17 protein-coding genes are annotated in these 17214 nt (G+C 57.8%); 7 read left to right on the top strand and 10 right to left on the bottom strand.

The genetic code is table 11. The annotated features are described in order from the left end of the window. Nucleotides 1-36: 36 nt before the first annotated feature. The gene (locus QPJ95_RS03940) at nucleotides 37-879 is read left to right on the top strand and encodes a helix-turn-helix domain-containing protein (protein ID WP_270919060.1); all 843 of its coding nucleotides are present in this window, start codon (nucleotides 37-39) and stop codon (nucleotides 877-879) included. 45 nt (nucleotides 880-924) lie between these two features. Here the strand turns inward: QPJ95_RS03940 and QPJ95_RS03935 are convergent, their stop codons facing one another. Together QPJ95_RS03935 and QPJ95_RS03930 are read right to left on the bottom strand one after the other, a co-directional pair. Further along, entirely contained in the window at nucleotides 925-1869 is a 945-nt protein-coding gene (locus tag QPJ95_RS03935; RefSeq protein WP_270919061.1) for a Gfo/Idh/MocA family oxidoreductase, read from the bottom strand. A 156-nt stretch (nucleotides 1870-2025) separates the two neighbouring features. Then, nucleotides 2026-3312, bottom strand: coding sequence for a LysR family transcriptional regulator (locus QPJ95_RS03930; protein WP_270919062.1), 1287 nt, complete (start codon nucleotides 3310-3312; stop codon nucleotides 2026-2028). A 58-nt stretch (nucleotides 3313-3370) separates the two neighbouring features. Between QPJ95_RS03930 and QPJ95_RS03925 the strand changes: the two genes are divergently transcribed. From QPJ95_RS03925 to QPJ95_RS03900, 6 genes are read left to right on the top strand one after another with little or no spacing between them, the layout of a single operon-like run. Continuing rightward, nucleotides 3371-4108: a PIG-L deacetylase family protein gene (locus tag QPJ95_RS03925; RefSeq protein WP_270919063.1), complete on the top strand. Its 738-nt coding sequence runs from the start codon at nucleotides 3371-3373 to the stop codon at nucleotides 4106-4108. After that, a complete protein-coding gene (gene ligK, locus QPJ95_RS03920; RefSeq protein ID WP_270919064.1) occupies nucleotides 4105-4797 on the top strand; it encodes a 4-carboxy-4-hydroxy-2-oxoadipate aldolase/oxaloacetate decarboxylase in 693 nt (230 codons plus the stop codon). Before QPJ95_RS03925 ends, ligK begins: the two co-directional genes overlap by 4 nt. After that, nucleotides 4790-5845, top strand: coding sequence for a 4-oxalomesaconate tautomerase (locus QPJ95_RS03915; protein ID WP_270919065.1), 1056 nt, complete (start codon nucleotides 4790-4792; stop codon nucleotides 5843-5845). Before ligK ends, QPJ95_RS03915 begins: the two co-directional genes overlap by 8 nt. Beyond that, nucleotides 5842-6729 carry an amidohydrolase family protein gene (locus QPJ95_RS03910; RefSeq protein ID WP_270919066.1) on the top strand — a complete coding sequence of 296 codons (888 nt, stop codon included), beginning with the start codon at nucleotides 5842-5844 and terminating at the stop codon, nucleotides 6727-6729. The genes QPJ95_RS03915 and QPJ95_RS03910 overlap by 4 nt, the downstream gene beginning before the upstream one ends. Nucleotides 6730-6780: 51 nt before the next feature. Then, nucleotides 6781-7137 carry a protocatechuate 4,5-dioxygenase subunit alpha gene (locus QPJ95_RS03905; protein WP_270919067.1) on the top strand — a complete coding sequence of 119 codons (357 nt, stop codon included), beginning with the start codon at nucleotides 6781-6783 and terminating at the stop codon, nucleotides 7135-7137. Nucleotides 7138-7147: 10 nt separating this feature from the next. Then, nucleotides 7148-7993, top strand: a complete 846-nt coding sequence (locus tag QPJ95_RS03900) for a class III extradiol dioxygenase family protein (RefSeq protein WP_270919068.1) — start codon at nucleotides 7148-7150, stop codon at nucleotides 7991-7993. Nucleotides 7994-8036: 43 nt separating this feature from the next. Here QPJ95_RS03900 and QPJ95_RS03895 read toward each other — a convergent pair whose 3' ends face one another. From QPJ95_RS03895 to QPJ95_RS03860, 8 genes are read right to left on the bottom strand one after another with little or no spacing between them, the layout of a single operon-like run. Further along, nucleotides 8037-8942 (bottom strand): FAD:protein FMN transferase, encoded by a 906-nt coding sequence (locus QPJ95_RS03895; protein ID WP_270919069.1) that lies wholly within the window; start codon nucleotides 8940-8942, stop codon nucleotides 8037-8039. Continuing rightward, on the bottom strand, nucleotides 8939-9460 hold the full coding sequence (locus tag QPJ95_RS03890) for a nitrous oxide reductase accessory protein NosL (protein WP_270919070.1): 522 nt from the start codon (nucleotides 9458-9460) through the stop codon (nucleotides 8939-8941). The genes QPJ95_RS03895 and QPJ95_RS03890 overlap by 4 nt, the downstream gene beginning before the upstream one ends. Next, complete coding sequence (locus QPJ95_RS03885) at nucleotides 9457-10278, bottom strand: ABC transporter permease (protein ID WP_270919144.1); 822 nt, start codon at nucleotides 10276-10278, stop codon at nucleotides 9457-9459. Before QPJ95_RS03885 ends, QPJ95_RS03890 begins: the two co-directional genes overlap by 4 nt. 2 nt (nucleotides 10279-10280) lie before the next feature. Next, on the bottom strand, nucleotides 10281-11174 hold the full coding sequence (locus QPJ95_RS03880) for an ABC transporter ATP-binding protein (protein WP_270919071.1): 894 nt from the start codon (nucleotides 11172-11174) through the stop codon (nucleotides 10281-10283). Next, nucleotides 11167-12423: a nitrous oxide reductase family maturation protein NosD gene (locus QPJ95_RS03875; RefSeq protein ID WP_270919072.1), complete on the bottom strand. Its 1257-nt coding sequence runs from the start codon at nucleotides 12421-12423 to the stop codon at nucleotides 11167-11169. The genes QPJ95_RS03880 and QPJ95_RS03875 overlap by 8 nt, the downstream gene beginning before the upstream one ends. A 4-nt stretch (nucleotides 12424-12427) precedes the next feature. Next, entirely contained in the window at nucleotides 12428-14332 is a 1905-nt protein-coding gene (gene nosZ / locus QPJ95_RS03870) for a TAT-dependent nitrous-oxide reductase (protein ID WP_270919073.1), read from the bottom strand. 12 nt (nucleotides 14333-14344) lie between these two features. Beyond that, nucleotides 14345-16540, bottom strand: coding sequence for a NosR/NirI family protein (locus QPJ95_RS03865; RefSeq protein WP_270919074.1), 2196 nt, complete (start codon nucleotides 16538-16540; stop codon nucleotides 14345-14347). Then, complete coding sequence (locus QPJ95_RS03860; protein WP_270919075.1) at nucleotides 16531-17001, bottom strand: DUF2946 family protein; 471 nt, start codon at nucleotides 16999-17001, stop codon at nucleotides 16531-16533. Before QPJ95_RS03860 ends, QPJ95_RS03865 begins: the two co-directional genes overlap by 10 nt. Nucleotides 17002-17214: the final 213 nt, after the last annotated feature.

Here is a 17214-nt window from a genome sequence, read left to right as displayed (position 1 = left end):
ATGGATGCATCCGGTAAAAACTGGTACGAATCGAACATGGCCGTCATTGAAAACTTCAACTTGTTTGGCGAGCGTCAGGATTTACCTGACGTCGTTCACTGTGAAACCATCGAGGCGCGCTCGCTGGTGCACGACTGGGAATTTTCGCCGCATCGCCACAATCATCTGCATCAGTTTGTTTTGCTGGATGCCGGGGCAGGGGAGGTGCTGATCGAGGAAAATCGCCACCAGATTACCTCTGGCGACCTGGTCAATATACCGATGGGAACGGTACATGGGTTCACTTTTGAGCCCGGCACTCAGGGCTGGGTGGTGACTGTGGCTTCCGAATTATTGGAGGAGAACCTGCACGATCCGGAAGGTTTGCGCCCGTTTTTGAAGACGCCTGAAATAGTCCAGTTTCCCATAGAAATAAAAAGAATTGTCAATTCAATTTTTGCTGAATACCCCGGTCGCGGGTTTGCCCGAGCCCATGTTCTGCGGGCGCTGTCCAGTGTTCTGGCCGGGCTGGTTGCACGCGCCATCGCGGCCAAGGATCCGGTGGTGTCTCAGTCCGATCATCGGCTTCAAAAGCGGTTTGAGGCGCTGGTGGAGGAGCACCATTTGAACCACCTTGGGGTTGCAGGCTACGCCGATCTTCTGGCCGTTACGCCAACCCATCTTAGCCGGGTGATGCGCCAGTCAACCGGGCAGCCCGCCTCAGCCGCCATCGAAGCACGATTGATACGAGAGGCTAGGCGAAATTTGGCTTTTTCCAACCTCGGCATTTCGGAAATTGCCTATCAATTGGGGTTTGGCGACCCGGCCTATTTCAGCCGGGTGTTCAAGCGGGCTACCGGCCTGTCCCCGCGTGCTTTTCGCCAAAATCTAGAAGGCTGAGACGCAATCGCATCAGCAAAGCCCGCCTTGCAGCGGGCCTTCTGATTACGTCATCGTCTGCTCAATCCGATCAAGCGTTTCCATCGCCGCCAGAACGTCTGTCACACAGCCATTGGGGGCGCGACCTTCCTGGATCGCCGAGATAAATTCGCGGTCGATGAGTTCAATTCCGTTGCTGGAGACGGCAACGCCAGTCAGGTCGATCTTGTTGTCGTTACCGTCATAAAGATCATCATAGCGGGCAAGATAAGTGCCTTTGTCGCAAATATAACGGAAGAAGGTGCCAAATGGTCCGTCGTTGTTGAAAGACAGCGACAGGCTGCAAATCGCGCCGTCTTCGGATTTCAACCCAATCGCCATGTCCATGGCAATTCCCAGATCGGGATGCGCCGGACCCTGAAGGCCAAAGGCAGCAACCGCTTTGCCGCCAGTCTGATACTGGAACAGGTCAACCGTATGGCAGGCGTGGTGCCACAGCAGGTGATCGGTCCAGGAGCGTGGATCGCCCTTGGCATTGGTATTGGTGCGGCGGAAGAAATAGGTCTGCACATCCATCTGCTGGATTTTCAGCTCGCCGGCGTCGATCTTGTTCTTGATCCACTGGTGGCTTGGATTAAAGCGGCGCACCTGACCGGCCATGGCAACCAGACCGGTCTCTTTCTGCTTGGCAACCACAGCCAGGCTGTCTTCGAGGCTGTCGGCCATTGGGATTTCGACCAGAACGTGTTTGCCGGCCTCCATGCAGGCAATGGCTTGGGCGGCATGCATCTGGGTCGGCGTTGACAGGATCACCGCATCAACATCATCGCGTGCAAGACAGTCCTCAAGGGTGGTGCTGGCGTGACCAATGCCGCGCGCGGCTGCCAGCGCCTCGATCTTGGCTTTGGTCGGCCCCATGACCGAGGTCACTTCGACACCTTCGATATTGGCCAAGGCGTCCAGATGTTTCAATCCAAACGCGCCGTAGGCGCCTGCTACGCAAATTCTCATATCTGGTTTCCCCATGTTGATATTGAGCCTCTTGGGGCGACAGCGCGGCAGCAAGAGTCATATGACAGTTGGCCCAACCTATATCACCTTGGCCACCAGTTATGGAATTTGAATGCAATCAACGACATTTGATTTTGTTAGTCTCGGCGCCAAAATTCACCCGGATGCGGCCTTCTGGCGAATGATTTCAAGAAAGCGTTGCTGAACCGGCGTTGGGGTCCATCCGGATCTGAATGTCAGTCCAATCGGCCGCTCAGATTCGGGCAGCTCTATCGGCAACTGGACCAGGGTCCCGTATTGCTCTTCGGCTTCGATCTGGCGTCTGGAGGCAATGGAGATGTAGTCGCCGCGTGACAGCAACCCGCGCAGCAATACCATCGAGCTGGACACGATGCGCACCGGGGTTTGCGCCATATCCTGGATGCGCAGACGCTCGGCCAGATAGGCCCCTGAAGGCGTCTCGCGCGGCGGGGCGATCCAGGGAAAGGCCAGCGTATCCTGCAGGGTAACACTCGTCTTTCTGGTCAGCGGGTGGTCGGGGGCCACCACCACTGCAAGACGATCGACAAATAACTCTTCCTGCACAACATCGTTGGCGGGCTGCGGATGACGCAGCGCCCCCAGCAGGAAGTCCAATTCGCCAAACCGCAGATCCCTGAGCAAGGCATGATATCGTGCATCCACACAATTGATCTGAACGCGCACCCCAACTTCCTTTAGCAAATCATCAATTGCAGCAGGAAGAATCGCGGTGCGTGACAATGGCAAGGATCCCAGGTTGATGCGGGTGACATCGCGGCCAAGATGTTCATTGATTTCAAATGCCGCCTGTTGGAATTCGCTCATGGCCAACCTGACCTGATGGGTGAAAACCTCGGCCGCGGCGGTCAATTCAACGCCACCGCGGGCTTGATCAAACAATGTCAGCCCCGACAACGAGGCCAGCTCGCGCAAGGCGCGGTGAATCCCTGGCTGGCTGACGCCCAGCTCATAGGCCGCTTGACTGAAGCTGCCTGTCTTTGCGATGGCGATCAAGGCCCGTAGCTGCACCGGCGAGCAGAACCTGTGGAACGCTTGTCGTGGGGCCGCGCCGTCGTTTCGGGCCGCCTTCTTTCTAGCCTGGCTGTCACCCCGGCGAAGATGTTCAAGAATACGGTTCAATCGCCCTTCAAATATCTTGCCGATCTCGGTGGGAAACATGCCCTTTGGCTGGCGCTTGAACAATTGCGCTCCCAATTGCTCCTCGACCCTGGCCAAAGACTGAGTGGCGGCCGGCTGTGATATGTGAACGATATCGGCGGCGGCGCTGATGCGGTGATGGCGGTACACTTCTCTGACAACGTAGAGATACCGGATATGGGGGAAGACAGGCATCGGTTCAATCGACCTCTTTTTCACTTTGTAACAAAAACAAATGTGCTTGTCAGGATTCAAAGTGGCCATGATGGGGTGTCCTTATTACATTTTGGGCAACCTGCAGAAACCGTGGAAGACGTAGACAATGGCTGACAAAAAAACCGCTTTGGTAATTTCCGCACATGCGGCTGACTTCGTTTGGCGCTGTGGCGGTGCGATCGCGCTGCATCAGGAACTGGGCTATGACGTGACCGTCGCCTGCCTGTCTTACGGCGAGCGCGGCGAAAGCGCCAAGCTGTGGAAGCAGGACGGTATGACGCTGGATAGGGTCAAGAAGGTCCGTCAAGAAGAAGCGCAGGCGGCCGCCGATGCGCTGGGGGTCAATGACATCCGGTTTCTGGATCTGGGAGACTATCCGCTGCGTCTGGACCGGGATGCGCAGGACCAGATGGTTGATATCATCCGCGAAGTTCAGCCCAAATGGATGATGAGCCACTCCAGGTGGGACCCCTACAACACCGACCACATGAACACGACGCAGTTTGCGCTGGAATGCCGGATGATTGCCCAAGCCTGGGGTCACAACCCGGGCGAAAAAGTGCTCGGCGCACCGCAGCTCTACCTGTTTGAGCCGCACCAGACCGAACAGATGGGCTGGAAGCCGAATGTCTTTCTCGACATCACCCCGGTCTGGGACAAGAAACGCGCGGCGATTGAATGCATGCAGGGCCAGGAACACCTGTGGGATTTCTATACCAACGTGGCCGAAAACCGTGGCAACCACTTCCGCCGGAATTCGGGCGGGATGGCCGGGGGGCGCAAGTCGGAATACGCTGAAGGTTTCGAGATGATCTTTCCGCAGACCGTGGATGAATTGGCATGAGCTATCCAGTCGGAACCCAAGGCATCGTTGTTCAAAATATCGAACGCGCCGATCAATCCGTCATCGACGGGCTCGCGAGCTGTGGTGTGGCGACGGTGCATGAGGTCCAGGGGCGCAAGGGGCTGTTGGCGGCCTATATGCGGCCGATTTATACCGGAGCGCGGGTTGCTGGCAGCGCGGTGACCATCTCGGCGCCGCCTTGTGATAACTGGATGCTGCACGTGGCCATCGAACAGTTGCAGGCGGGCGATATCATGGTGCTTGCACCGACCTCACCCAGCATTGCCGGCTACTTTGGCGACCTGTTGGCATCCTCGGCCAAGGCACATGGCTGCAAGGGTCTGATCATTGACGCCGGAGTGCGCGATCTGCGCGATTTGGCTGAGATGGATTTCCCGGTCTGGTCCAAGGCGGTTTTTGCCCAGGGCACCATCAAAGAGACCCTTGGCTCGGTCAATGTGCCGGTGGTCTGTGCGGATGCGCTGATAAATCCGGGCGATGTCATCGTTGCGGATGATGACGGCGTCTGTGTGGTGCGCCGCGAAGAGGCCGCCGAGGTGCTGGAGAAGGCCCGGGCCCGTGAAGCCAATGAGACGGCCAAGCGCGCCCGCTTTGAGGCCGGAGAGCTGGGGCTTGATATCTACGATATGCGCGGGCGTCTGGCTGAAAAGGGGCTGAAATATGTCTGACGGCATCCGGGCAATGTGGATGCGGGGCGGCACCTCCAAGGGTGGGTTTTTCCTGGGCCAGGACCTTCCTGACAGTGCCAAGGCACGCGATGCGCTCTTGCTCGGGATCATGGGATCGCCTGACAGCCGCCAAATCAACGGAATGGGAGGCGCTGATCCATTGACCTCAAAGGTTGCAGTGGTGCGCAAGTCCCATCGCGCGGGCGTCGATGTCGATTACCTGTTTTTGCAGGTTTTTGTCGATCGGCCCCTCGTCTCGGATGCGCAAAACTGCGGTAACATGCTGGCTGGTGTCGCGCCTTTCGCCGTTGAGCGCGGGTTGGTGGCGGCGCAAGACGGGGAAACCCCGGTCACCATCTATATGGAAAACACCGGCCAGATTGCTGTGGCGCAGGTCCAGACACCCGGCGGCAAAGTCAGCTATATGGGCGACGCGCAGATTGACGGCGTGCCCGGCACCTCGGCCCCCGTACCGATCGAATTCAAGGACACTGCGGGGTCCAGTTGTGGGGCCCTGTTGCCAACCGGACATGTGGTTGACGTGGTCGACGGCGTTGAGTTGACGATGATCGACAATGGCATGCCCTGCGTGGTGATGCGGGCATCGGACATGGGGATAACTGGTCTCGAAAGCCCGGAAGAGCTAGAGTCTAACGTGGCCTTGCGTGCAAAGCTGGAAGCGATCCGCCTGACCTGCGGCCCCTTGATGAACCTGGGCGATGTCACCACAAAAACGGTGCCAAAAATGACCATGATCAGCGCCCCGCGCAATGGTGGGGCCATTTCCACGCGCACCTTTATTCCGCACCGCTGTCACAAGACAATCGGCGTATTGGGGGCGGTCAGTGTCGCCACCGCCTGCCTGATCGAGGGAACACCGGCGCAAAAGCTGGCTAATACCGGCCAGAGCCTAACCCGAACATTGCCGGTTGAACATCCCGCTGGTGAGATGACTGTTGTGGCCAAATTGGACCAAGCAGGCGGCGTCACCTCTACCGCGATCCTCAGGACCGCCCGCAAACTGATGGACGGAGAAGTCTACCCATGACCGAGCTACAAAAAATGGATCCGGATTGGCTGGTGTTCCACCCCGCTCCAAAGCTGCCGGATTTCCAGCTGCCCAAAGGGGCGGTGGACGCGCATTGCCATGTTTTTGGCCCGGCTGCCGAGTTTCCTTTTGCGCCGGAACGCAAATACACCCCCTGCGATGCGGGCAAGGTTGAACTATACGCTCTGCGCGACCATCTAGGCTTTACCCGCAATGTCATTGTGCAGGCCACCTGTCACGGCAACGACAATCGCGCCATGATGGATGCCTGCCGCTCGGGTGGTGATCTGGCACGGGGGATTGCCTCGGTTCGGGGTGACATTACCGAGGCTGAAATCCGGGAAATGCACGCGGCCGGGGTGCGCGGAGTGCGCTTTAACTTTGTCAAACGTCTGGTGGATGACACCCCCAAAGAGGTGTTCCTGGCCATCGCCAACAAGATCAAGCATTTTGGCTGGCACATCGTTGTCTACTTTGAGGCTCAGGATCTGGAAGAGATTGAACCGTTCCTGAAGCAGCTGCCCACCACTGTTGTGGTGGATCATATGGGCCGCCCGGATGTCTCCAAGGGGGTCGATCATCCCGACTTTCAGCGTTTCATCCAGCTGATGGAAGACAACACGAACATCTGGTCAAAAGTGACCTGCCCCGAACGCCTGTCAAAGCAAGGGCCGCCCTACGACGATGTGGTGGCCTATTGCGCCGAAATCGTCGCGCGGTTCCCGGATCGCGTGTTGTGGGGCACGGATTGGCCACATCCGAATATGAAATCGCACATGCCTGACGACGGGGCTCTGGTTGATTTCATCCCGAAAATTGCACCATCCAAGGCGCTGCAGCAGCAGTTGCTGGTAGACAATCCCATGCGCCTTTACTGGGCGTGAACATTGCATCCGCCTGACCAACAGGCGCGTTACAAAAACGGAGTACCCCCGATGGATCAACCGGGCTTCGACTATCACATCGACATTCCAGGGACGACACTTTTTGACGGCAAACAGGCCATGAAGGGCTATGCGCTGAACAAGATGTGCTACGCCTTCAACAAGGAAGTAAACCGCGACGCATTTGCGGCCGACGAAGAGGCCTTTATGGAAAGTTATGGCCTCAACGAGGCTCATAAACAGGCGATCCGCGATCGCGATATTCTGGCGATGATCGCGGCAGGCGGCAACATCTACTACCTGGCCAAATTGACCGGAATTTTCAAACTGTCTGTTCAGGACGTGGGCGGCATGCAAACCGGCATGACCACCGAAGAATTCAAGCAATATTTGCTAGATCAGGCGTAAGGAGAAGAAAATGGCGAAAATTCTCGGTGGTATCTCGACCTCGCACATTCCGGCCGTGGGCCACGCAGTCAAGAATGAGCTGCATGATGATCCGTACTGGAAACCGTTTTTTGACGGCTACATAAAGATACATAGCTGGATCAAAGAGAACAAACCGGATGTTGTCATCAACATCTACAACGATCATGGCTTGGGTTTCTTTCTCGATCAAATGCCGACCTTCGCAATTGGCGCTGCGCATGAATATCGCAACGAGGACGAGGGCTGGGGCTTGCCGTCGCTGGATCCGTTCCCGGGCCACCCAGAGATGAGCTGGCACATCATTGAAAGCATGGTGGCGGATGAATTCGACATCACATCCTGTCAGGAACTGGCGGTCGATCACGGCTTTGTTGTGCCGATGCAGCTGTTCTGGCCAGGTGCGCCGCATAATCCTGACATGCCACGGGCCATCCCGATCTCGGCCAACACCGTGCAGCACCCGATCCCGACGCTGAAACGGGCGCTGGATTTCGGTCGGGCGCTACGTAAAGGCATTGAAAGTTTTCCCGAAGATCTGAAGGTCGTGGTGCTGGGAACCGGCGGGCTTAGCCACCAGTTGGAAGGCGAACGTGCGGGCTTTATCAATAAGGAATTCGACCAATACTGCCTTGAAAATATCGCCCATAATCCAGACCTGTTGACCAAAATCACCCGTCAGGAACTGGTGGAGAAAGCGGGCGCTCAGGGCACCGAATTTCTGATGTGGATGATGATGCGTGGGGCGCTGGGCGACAACGTCACCGAGATCACCCGCAACTACCACATTCCGATCTCGAACACCGCTTCGGGCACGCTTTTGCTTGAATGTGAGTGACCGGTAAATATGGCTGCGACCCCTTCATAGGGGTCGCAAACCATCAAATGAGCGGTTGCAGGGCTTCCAGCCGAGTGCCGGGGATCTGCTCCAGCGCAACTTGAATTTGATGCACCGACAGCAGGCAGCAAGCTGTTGAAAGACCATCCGCAATGGCTGCGGTCGGTGCCGATACCGACACCAGTCCCTGGCGCAGCTGGTGACGAGCGCTCGGCGGGAAAATATGTGGGTTTGACCGGGCACCGTCAAAGGTAGCCATGATCGGGGCCGAGGTGGCAAGGGCGCGGTCTGTGAGGGTCATCTGCTTGACCCGTTGACCGTCGGGGGTCTCAATGCCAACGCGCCAGTCTTGGCCGGTGCTGCGCTGGCCGCTGGCCATGACTTCGCCAAAGTCTACCAGCACGTTTATCAGGCCCTTTTGGCGCAGGAGGTCGGCAATCTTGTCAGTGATATAGCCCTGCGCAATTCCGTTCAGGGTAAGCCCCATTTTTGCAGCGTCGGGGTGGGTGAATTCAACCCGTTGGCTGTTGTATTGCAAATGCGTCCATCCTGTTGCAGCACCGGCACTGTCTGCCCCCACTGCGGTCTGCCAGAGGGTTTGAACCGTTGGATCGAAGGCGCCGTCGGTGGCACTGTTCAGCATGTTTGAAATGCTGAGAACTTCGAGCAGTTCATGCGACGGGGCAGACAGATGTCCGGCGCCATTCAACCGCCTGATTTCAGAGGTCTCTCGGTACAGGCTGAAAATATTCTCCAGGCGCGACAGTTCATTCTCAACCGCCGTGAAAATGGGATCAGCCTGGGTCTGGGTTAAACCTGCAAGCTGCAGCGTCGCCTGCGCGCCCAGGGCAATGCCGCGCCAGCGGGCCGGGGCGGCGGCGGCCTGCATTGGCAGGCTACAGGCGGCGGCTGAAATGGTCAGAAACCGGCGGCGATTCAAATGTTTCATGACGGGGTTTCCAAAGGTTGTGACAGATCGACAGGGGCCAGAGCGGCGTCATCTGGAATTTCGGTGAACGGCAGCAGCTGTCCGCCGTATTTGGTGAGAAACGGCGCGGCCGAGGCCGCGTCGCCAAACGGGACAATTTCAGGCGCGCCCATACCACCTGCCACATCGGCGCCGACGATGAACTGGGCATCTTTGGCCAAAATCCAATTGCTCTGGCCCAGATCATCCCAGCTGGTGGCCTTGCCCATGTCACTGACATAGACTGCGGTGATCCGTGCGTCACGCTCGGGGCTTTTCAGATAGGCGACAAGGTCGCGAACCTGGGCGAAAAACAACGGGGCAGGGTAGCCCTCCAGATGGACTTGTCCTTTTGGCCCGCCGTGTTCAAGAACATTCATCTGACAGAAAAAGCTCAGCGCCTCGGTGTTCAGCTCCATAGGCGGAGGCGGCGCCTTGGCGACCTCCTCTTTGCAAGCGGCCAGCGCAAGGATGGCGAAAATAAGGGCTGCTGTCTTCATGGTTCTACCCGTCCAAATGCAATGCGGGCCAGGGTCAATCCGATGATTGGCCAAAGCAACAGGGAACCAGGGGCCGCCCAGCCAGGAAGCGCGCTCGCCGCGCCGGTCATGCCACTGGAAAGGGCCACAGCATCCGAGCTCGCGATGTTCCACACCCGGAACGCATCAGCCGGATTGGCGACCATCAGCCAGGGGAATATCGTCTGGGTGAAATAGCCACTTTGATCCATCACAACAGCGCCCAGCAATCCAAGATCAAACAGCACCACAAAGATCAGCCAAAGTGCCGCTGACATGCCTGCGGCCGCTGTGGAGCTCCCCGCTAGGGCGGAGACCATGTATCCCAAAGACAGGAACACCGCCCCAAGCAGGATCGAGGTGGCGATGAGACGGGCCAGGGCCAGCAGGCTTTCCGGGCCAGAGCCCCCGGACCAGGTCGCCAGCGCCCCTGCGGTGCCAAAGCCGACGATCATCGCAAAGCTCAGCGCTGCTAGCTGCGCCAGGAATTTGCCAACAAGGATTTCACCGCGGCTGGGCGGATAAGACAGCAGCAGCGACAGGCTGCCGCGATCAAGGTCTCCGGAAATGGCATCAAACGACATCATCAGCGCCAGCAGCGGCGCCAGATAGACCGACAGGGTTGTCATCGACGCGACCGAGATGGTCAGCATGTCAACGCCCAGACTGCCGGTTGGCGCACTGCCGGCAAAGGTCAGGGCCAGCGCAAACAGCACCATGATCAGCGTCGCCATGAACAGCCAGCGATTGCGGCGCAGGATCAGCAGTTCGGATTGAGCAATAGCAAGGGCGCGCGGGATCATCATCGGCTGTCTTCCTTGGAGAAGTGGCGGTACAGGTCTTCCAGTCGCGGCGGTGTCATGGAAATATCGACGATGGCGTCGCCCATGGCCGCGATGCGGCGCAGTTCATCCATTTTCTGGTCGGCGCTACAGCTGATTTCCAGCGCCGCCCCGTTGATACGTCTGCCGCCGATCTGGGCCGCCAGCTGTTCGATCTGGTCGCTTTGGGCGGTGATGCGCAGATGGGTTGGCAAATCGGCTGCTCGCGACAGGGCTGCCAGCGTATTATCGGCCACTTTTACACCTTTGCGCAGGATGGCAATACGGTCGGTGCGGGCTTCGACCTCGGTCAAGGCATGGCTGGCAATCAGAATGGCAGTGCCCTGGGCCGCCAGCTCGTCAATGATCGCATAGAGATCCTGCCGGGAAATCGGGTCCAGCCCGCTGGTCGGCTCGTCCAGCAGTGCCAGTTTGGGTCTCCCCAGCAAGACCTGCGCCAGCCCCAGCCGCTGCCGCATCCCCTTGGAATAGGTTCCGATCCGGCGATCCAGCGCGTCGCTCAGGCCGACGCGGTCCAGCAGGCCCGCCACATCGCCGCCTGCGCCGGACAGGCGGGCAAACAAGGCCAGTTGCTCGCGGCCGGTCAGCGCCGGGTGAAAGCTGACGGATTCCGGAAGAAACGCGGTGGTTCGGCGTGCCTCAGCCGAGCCAGGTGTTGCGCCGCAAATCTGGATGCTGCCCTGATGCACCGGCGTCAGGCCCAGAATTGTCTTGATCAAGGTCGATTTACCGGCGCCATTGTGGCCCAGCAATGCCAGCCGCTCGCCCGGGGCGATCACCAGATCTACATCCTGCAGAATCTGGATTTTGCCACGGAATTTGCTGACCGACTTGATTGTCAGGGTGTTACCCATCCTGAAGTACCTTCTTGCTTGCCGCCGGTCGAACCGGGGCCATCAGTGCATTGCTGTCCAACACGCCGCCCGGCAACAGGGCCGGGAAGGCGGACTGCGACCAGCGCACCAGTTGCACAGCGGGAGAGCCCAGCAATAGCTTGGCAGCGGGTTGAGTCCACAACACGTGATCCATGCTGTCATTAGGGCGATAGGGCGCGTCGGCAATGCCATTGCCATCGACGTCAAAGGCTGCAAAGTCGCTCCAATAGTTGCCGCGACCCTGTTCGGACCATTCGACCCATTTGGAGGATACGTATTTCACCTGGGTACGGTTGCCGACAAAGCTGTTGCCAACTATGCGGTTGTCGTCGGACCCGGCGGTGAAATGGATGCCGATGTCGCAGCCTTCAAACCAGTTGCCGCTGAAATCATTCTTGTGAGAGTTGTAGAGGAAGGTGCATTTGCCCGAGGCGTTCTTGACGTAATTGCCGGTGATCACGCTTTTGTTGGCGTAGTTCATCATCACGCCGTGGTCGCGATCATTCAATGACACGTTGTCAGTGATCCGAACCCGGGTAGAGAACATCATCGCATAGCCAAGGTGGTTTCCGATCGACACATTGCCGGACACCTCGGAATTGTCGGCATACATATAATGCACCGCAAACCGCAGGTCGCGGAAGCTGTTGTTGCGGAAAATGTTATTCTTGGAGCTGTTTACAAAGACACCGTCGCGGCCCCAGCGGACGCTGTTGTCTTCGACAATGGTGCCGGGCGCGTTCCAGACATAAATGCCGTTGCCGCGGGCGTTCATATGATGGTCTTGGCGACCCTCTATGTGATTGCCGGCAATCAGGGCATCTTTGGCACCGTGGACGTCAACTCCGTACAGGTTGCCCAGCAAGGTATTGTCGATAATTCGCGGCGCCTTAGCCGTTTTGGTGAGGGTGATGCCACTGTCGATGGTTTCGTGTTCCGAGCCTGACCCGATGATCGTCAATCCGGTGACAGTGATATTATGCCCGGTCACCGTGATGACCGATCCCGTGCCATTGCCCTTGAGCGTTGCGACACCGCCGCCATCCAGCACGACAGGGCGGTCCAGCAGCACAGTCTCGGCATAGGTACCAGAGGCGAGGCGGAGGGTGTCACCATCCGCCGCCTGCGCCAATGTTTCAGCAATGGCCCCCGCCCGGTTGGGCACCGCCCATTCAGCGGCCAGAGCCGGAGAGCAGACAAATGCCATTAAAGGTAGGAGCCAGCGCATGTTCTTAAGCCTCGCGGGGTTCAACCAGCATCCGGCCGCGCATCTCCATGTGGAGCGCGTGGCAGAACCACTGACAGTAGAACCAGTGTACACCCGGACGATCGGCAGTGAAAGTAACCGATGCGGTGGCCATTGGGCCAATTTCCATGGCGACGCCATAGTTGGAAATGGTCAGGCCGTGGGTCACGTCGTCCACGTCATCCAGGTTGGTGACGTAGATGGTGACTTCATCGCCTTCCTTGACGGTGAATTTCTCCATCGAAAAAGTCGGCGCCTGGCTGGTCATGTAGACCCGCACCTTGTTGCCGTCACGGATGGGCTCTTCTGGAGTATCTTCCAGATCAACACCGTCAGCGGCAGCCTGAACGCGGGCGTCTTCCCACATTGGGTCGTTACGATCCCAGATATTGACCGGGTTCACGATGTCACGACGTACAATGATAACGTCATGTGGTTCGGCAAATGTTGGGCCGTCGTGTACCACAGGGAATTTCGGATCGGTGATGTCCAGAAGCTGCTCATTCTCCGGCTTCAGGGGACCAACGTTAATGAAACGGTCCTTGGAGAATTTGTTGAGCGACACCAGCCACTGACCATCGGCCTCTTTGGTTTCACCCATCGAAGTGTGGTTGTGACCTGGCTGATACTGCACGTCGGTTTTGTGCATGATCGGATCGACATCTTCGCCCGCATAGGCGCGGATGGCTTTGTCGATATCCCACTTCACCACCTGGCTGTCCAGGAACAGGGTTGTAAACGCATGACCCTTGCCGTCGAAGGCAGTGTGGAGCGGGCCAAGACCCAGTTCTGGTTCAGCAACAATACAGGAGCGCGCATCGGCACCGTCAAACAGCGCGTCCACTTTGGTCACGTCGATCACCGAAACGGTCGGCGACAGCTTGCCGTTGATCATGATGTGCTTCTGGTCCGGCGCGGTGTTAACGCCGTGCGGGCTGTTGGGGATCGGAACGTAGCGAGTGTATTTCTTGTTCTGGCCTTTACGTCCGTCGATCACCTTGACGCCGTTCAGTTCCTGATAGTCGCCCGCTGCGATACCGGCTTCGATTTCCTTGAGGTTAAAAATAACCACGTGGTCCATTTCGGATTCGGTCATCTCGGGCAGGTTCATGCCCATTTCCGAGTTGTAGCTGGTCGAGAAGGCGTATTTGCCCTGGTAGTCACAATCGGTGTTGTCGAGGTTACCCGAAACCATCACCTGCCAGGAGATCTCCATGCTGTCGCCGTCGATCGCAGTGAAGATGTTCACATACTTGTCGGGCTCATCCAAGATAGATCCGTCGTTGATCAGCGGAATTTCGTGCTCGCCATTGGCAAAGACATAGCCAGTGCGCGGGAATTTCTGCGGACGCAGGCCGTGGATGTCGCCAGCGTTGGGGATTTCGATGATTTTGTCAGTTTTCATGACATCACAACGAACCCGCGCAACACGGGTGTTGGCTTTGTCGTTCATGAACAGATAGCGGCCATCATAGGTGCCATCGGTGAACGACATATGCGGGTGGTGCAAATCGCCGTTGGTATAGGTTTTCTCGTGGCGCTTGGCGAGAAACTCTTTGGTTTCCGGCAACAGGCCTTCGGTCAGAACCTTCAGCGATTCATTGGTCTGGCCCCAGCCAGTGGCCGAGCAACGGTTGAAAACCGGCACCCGCATCAGTTCGCGCATGGAGGGGAAGCCCAGGATGCGCAACTCGCCGGTCTGGCCCGAAGACCAAAAGCCGTAGTAATCGTCCAGCTCACCAGGGGCGAGCGAGATTTTGGAGGCTGCGCTGGCCTCTTTCGCGCCCATCAAGGTTGCGCCAACACCGGCGGTGGCCAGTACGGCCCCGGTGGCGGTCGCGCTCATTAGGCCGCGGCGGGTGACATTCAGTGTATTGTCTTGTTCCGACATAGTGTTCCTCCTTCAGGAAATAGGTGATTCTTTGGCGTTAGGATGGTTCGCCGGGGGTTGTCCAAGTGGCATCTTCAGGTCGGCTGAGCCAGTTTTGGCACGGCGCTTGAGCTGTTTGATAACCACGGGGCATTTGGTTTCCGATTGATAGAGAACCTGACAGTGCATGCAGTCGACACACTCGTTCGGGTTGATCTCACCGGTGGGATGGATGGCCTGTACCGGGCATTCGTTGGCACAGGTCTGACAGGGGCTGCCGCATTCCTTGTAGCGACGCAGCCAGTCGAACATGCGGATCCGGGCCGGGATCGCCAGGGCTCCGCCCAGCGGGCACAGGTAGCGGCAGTAGAAGCGCTCGATGAACAGGCCCGCAACCAGCAAAAGCACGGCAAAGATAACAAAGGGCCACTCGCGCACGAACTTCAGGATGATCGCGGTTTTGAACGGTTCCACCTCGGCGTAGGTTTCGGCCAGCGGCATCGAGACCATGGACAGGCCGAACAACCCGAGGAAAATCATGTATTTCAGCGGCCACAGGCGTTCATGCAGCCCCCATGGAACGGTCCATTGCGGCACCTTCAGCGCGCGGGCCGCCTTGTTCAGCAACTCTTGCAGCGCCCCAAACGGGCACAGCCAGCCACAATAGGCGCCGCGGCCCCAGAACAGCAGTGCGGCGGCGATGGCAAACCACTGGATAAAGACCAGAGGGTCCATCAGGAACGCGTCCCAAGTGAAACCGCTGCGCAAGGATCCGGCCAAGGCCATCAGGTTTACAACTGACAGCTGTGCATTGGCATACCAACCCAGAAACACCAGGGTGAAACTTAGATAGCCGATACGGAACCAGTAAAAGACACGCGCATTTACGGTTGCCTGGAACTGGAAGAAAAAGACACTCGTCAGCACCAACAGCATGACAGCCAAGACGCCAATCTCAACGGTTTTATCTTTCCAGATGCGTTGCCACAGGGCGGTCTTGGCAGCGGCCTCGTCGGAATCGCTGTTGACCAGGACGGGGGCCGCAACTGGCAGCAGATAGTGCCCAGGCAACTTGTACCCCAGGTCAAAGGTCAGGAAGGTCTTTTCGATGGCTCCAACGGCACGCTGGGCCAACAACTGCAGGCGAAAGGGTTCAGCTGGGTCAAATTCGGCATCAGCTGGGATTTTGAAGATATCAAGTTCCGTAAAACTGGGGCTGTCATCGGTCGCCAGATCGCCAAGACGGCGTTGTTGTTTGTCAAAGAACCGGACTGAGTTGTCGCCCTGGATCAGCTGAATGCGGTCAAAAATGCCGCCCCGCACATAGCCGGACCCCTTGAAGCTATAGGCACCCCGGCCCAAGACGAGAATGGCTTGCTCGCCCTCTTTTAGCCAAGTGGTCAGGTTTTTGTACTCGGCCTCGCCCAGCAGGCTTTTGCCAATCGACGGCACCGAAACCAGCGCCATGTGCATGTCGATGAAGGTATCATCCGGCTCACCGGACTCGGGCCGTTTTGCGGCGCGCGCATCGCCGGTGGCTTCAAAGGCGGAATTGATCTGACCGATGTCCAGTGTCAGGCGGCGAACCGAGCCGTCCCCAGCCAATGTGCCCCAGTCCGAGATCTCTTCATGGGCCATATCGATTTCACGTTTCGGTCCGCGATCAAGCCGCGGTGCCAGACCGCCAAGACCCAATGCCCGCGCCACCTTGATGCCGCCCCGCACTAGGCTGTCGTCGATGATCATAATGGTTACGGTAGCGCCGGAAATGATGTCGAGATCATGGGCCTCGCCGCCTGTGGCCGCCTCAGCCTTCAGATCCAGGCCCTTGTAGCCTTCGGTCAGGGCGATCATTTTTGAGTTTGGAATGCCGATCAGGATAATCGGCTCAGAGTGTTTGACCAGTTTGACGCCGGTCAGAATCGCATCCTTGTCAATGGCGGCGACAACATGAATGGGCTTGCCCGAGTATCCGGTCGTGCCGACAAAGTCAGAGGTCAGAAAGGCCCAGGCAACGGTGTCGCGGCCCTTGAGAACCGGGGCCACCTTGGTCTCGCGCGAGATTGGGCCATAGCCATCGGCACCGGGGGCCAGCTCAGAAGGTGGAATGTCGGAAAGGAAAGATGCCAGGTCGTCTGCTAGGGCCGCATGGGCGATCAGGAACAGGCATGTCGTGAAGAAATAAGCAGTGGCTTTTACCAGGCTTTGGATTGCGCGTCTTACGTCCATGGCGCACCTCCTTGGCTAAGGGTTACGGCATGAAACAGTCGCCAGGCGCTGTCGCTAAGGATTGTGTGCACTAGGGGAGGTCCACGATTTTCGTGCCAGAATTGTGCTGGGTTGGGCGCAACACTCCCTCCGTGCATTCCATGCACAACCTCGATCGCAGGAAAATCGCGTGAGCGTAGTGTCGGCGTCAAAATGCCGCCCGCAGACACCCCCAACTGGCAGGCCTTGCAGTCTCCACATATTGGGCAGGCGGCGGGCTCATCATCAGAAAGCTGCACCTGCATCAGTACGGCCCCGTCTTCGCCGCAGATCACCATCCACTCGCCCGAGTTTTCCGAGTGGGCGGTAATTGGGGCCAGCATTTGCAGCGCCAGCGCACAGATACCAATCAGCGCCCGCAGCCAGGTCAGGCCTGCGGAGCGTAGTGCCGTATCATGAAAGGAGCAGCCAAAGGGAGACATTGTGGAGCCAGGGTTGTTTGTTATCGCCGTCATAACGTTTGAATGACTGGGCGTTCTTTGATCTGGCTCAACTTTTGAAGATAACCGTGTCTCCTAAGGGTCTTGTGTCACCAAGTCCTGCAAGATGCGTGCGGTATTTTTGTCAGATAGCAGATCAATCCAAGACGTCAGGTTTCATTCAGTCAGCGCGCCGGCCTTTGTTATTTGTTTAAC

This window comes from Parasedimentitalea psychrophila, assembly GCF_030285785.1.
Lineage (GTDB): Bacteria > Pseudomonadota > Alphaproteobacteria > Rhodobacterales > Rhodobacteraceae > Parasedimentitalea > Parasedimentitalea psychrophila.
The sequence above is the reverse complement of the archived record's forward strand: the minus strand, read 5'-3'. Positions and strand labels throughout refer to the sequence as shown.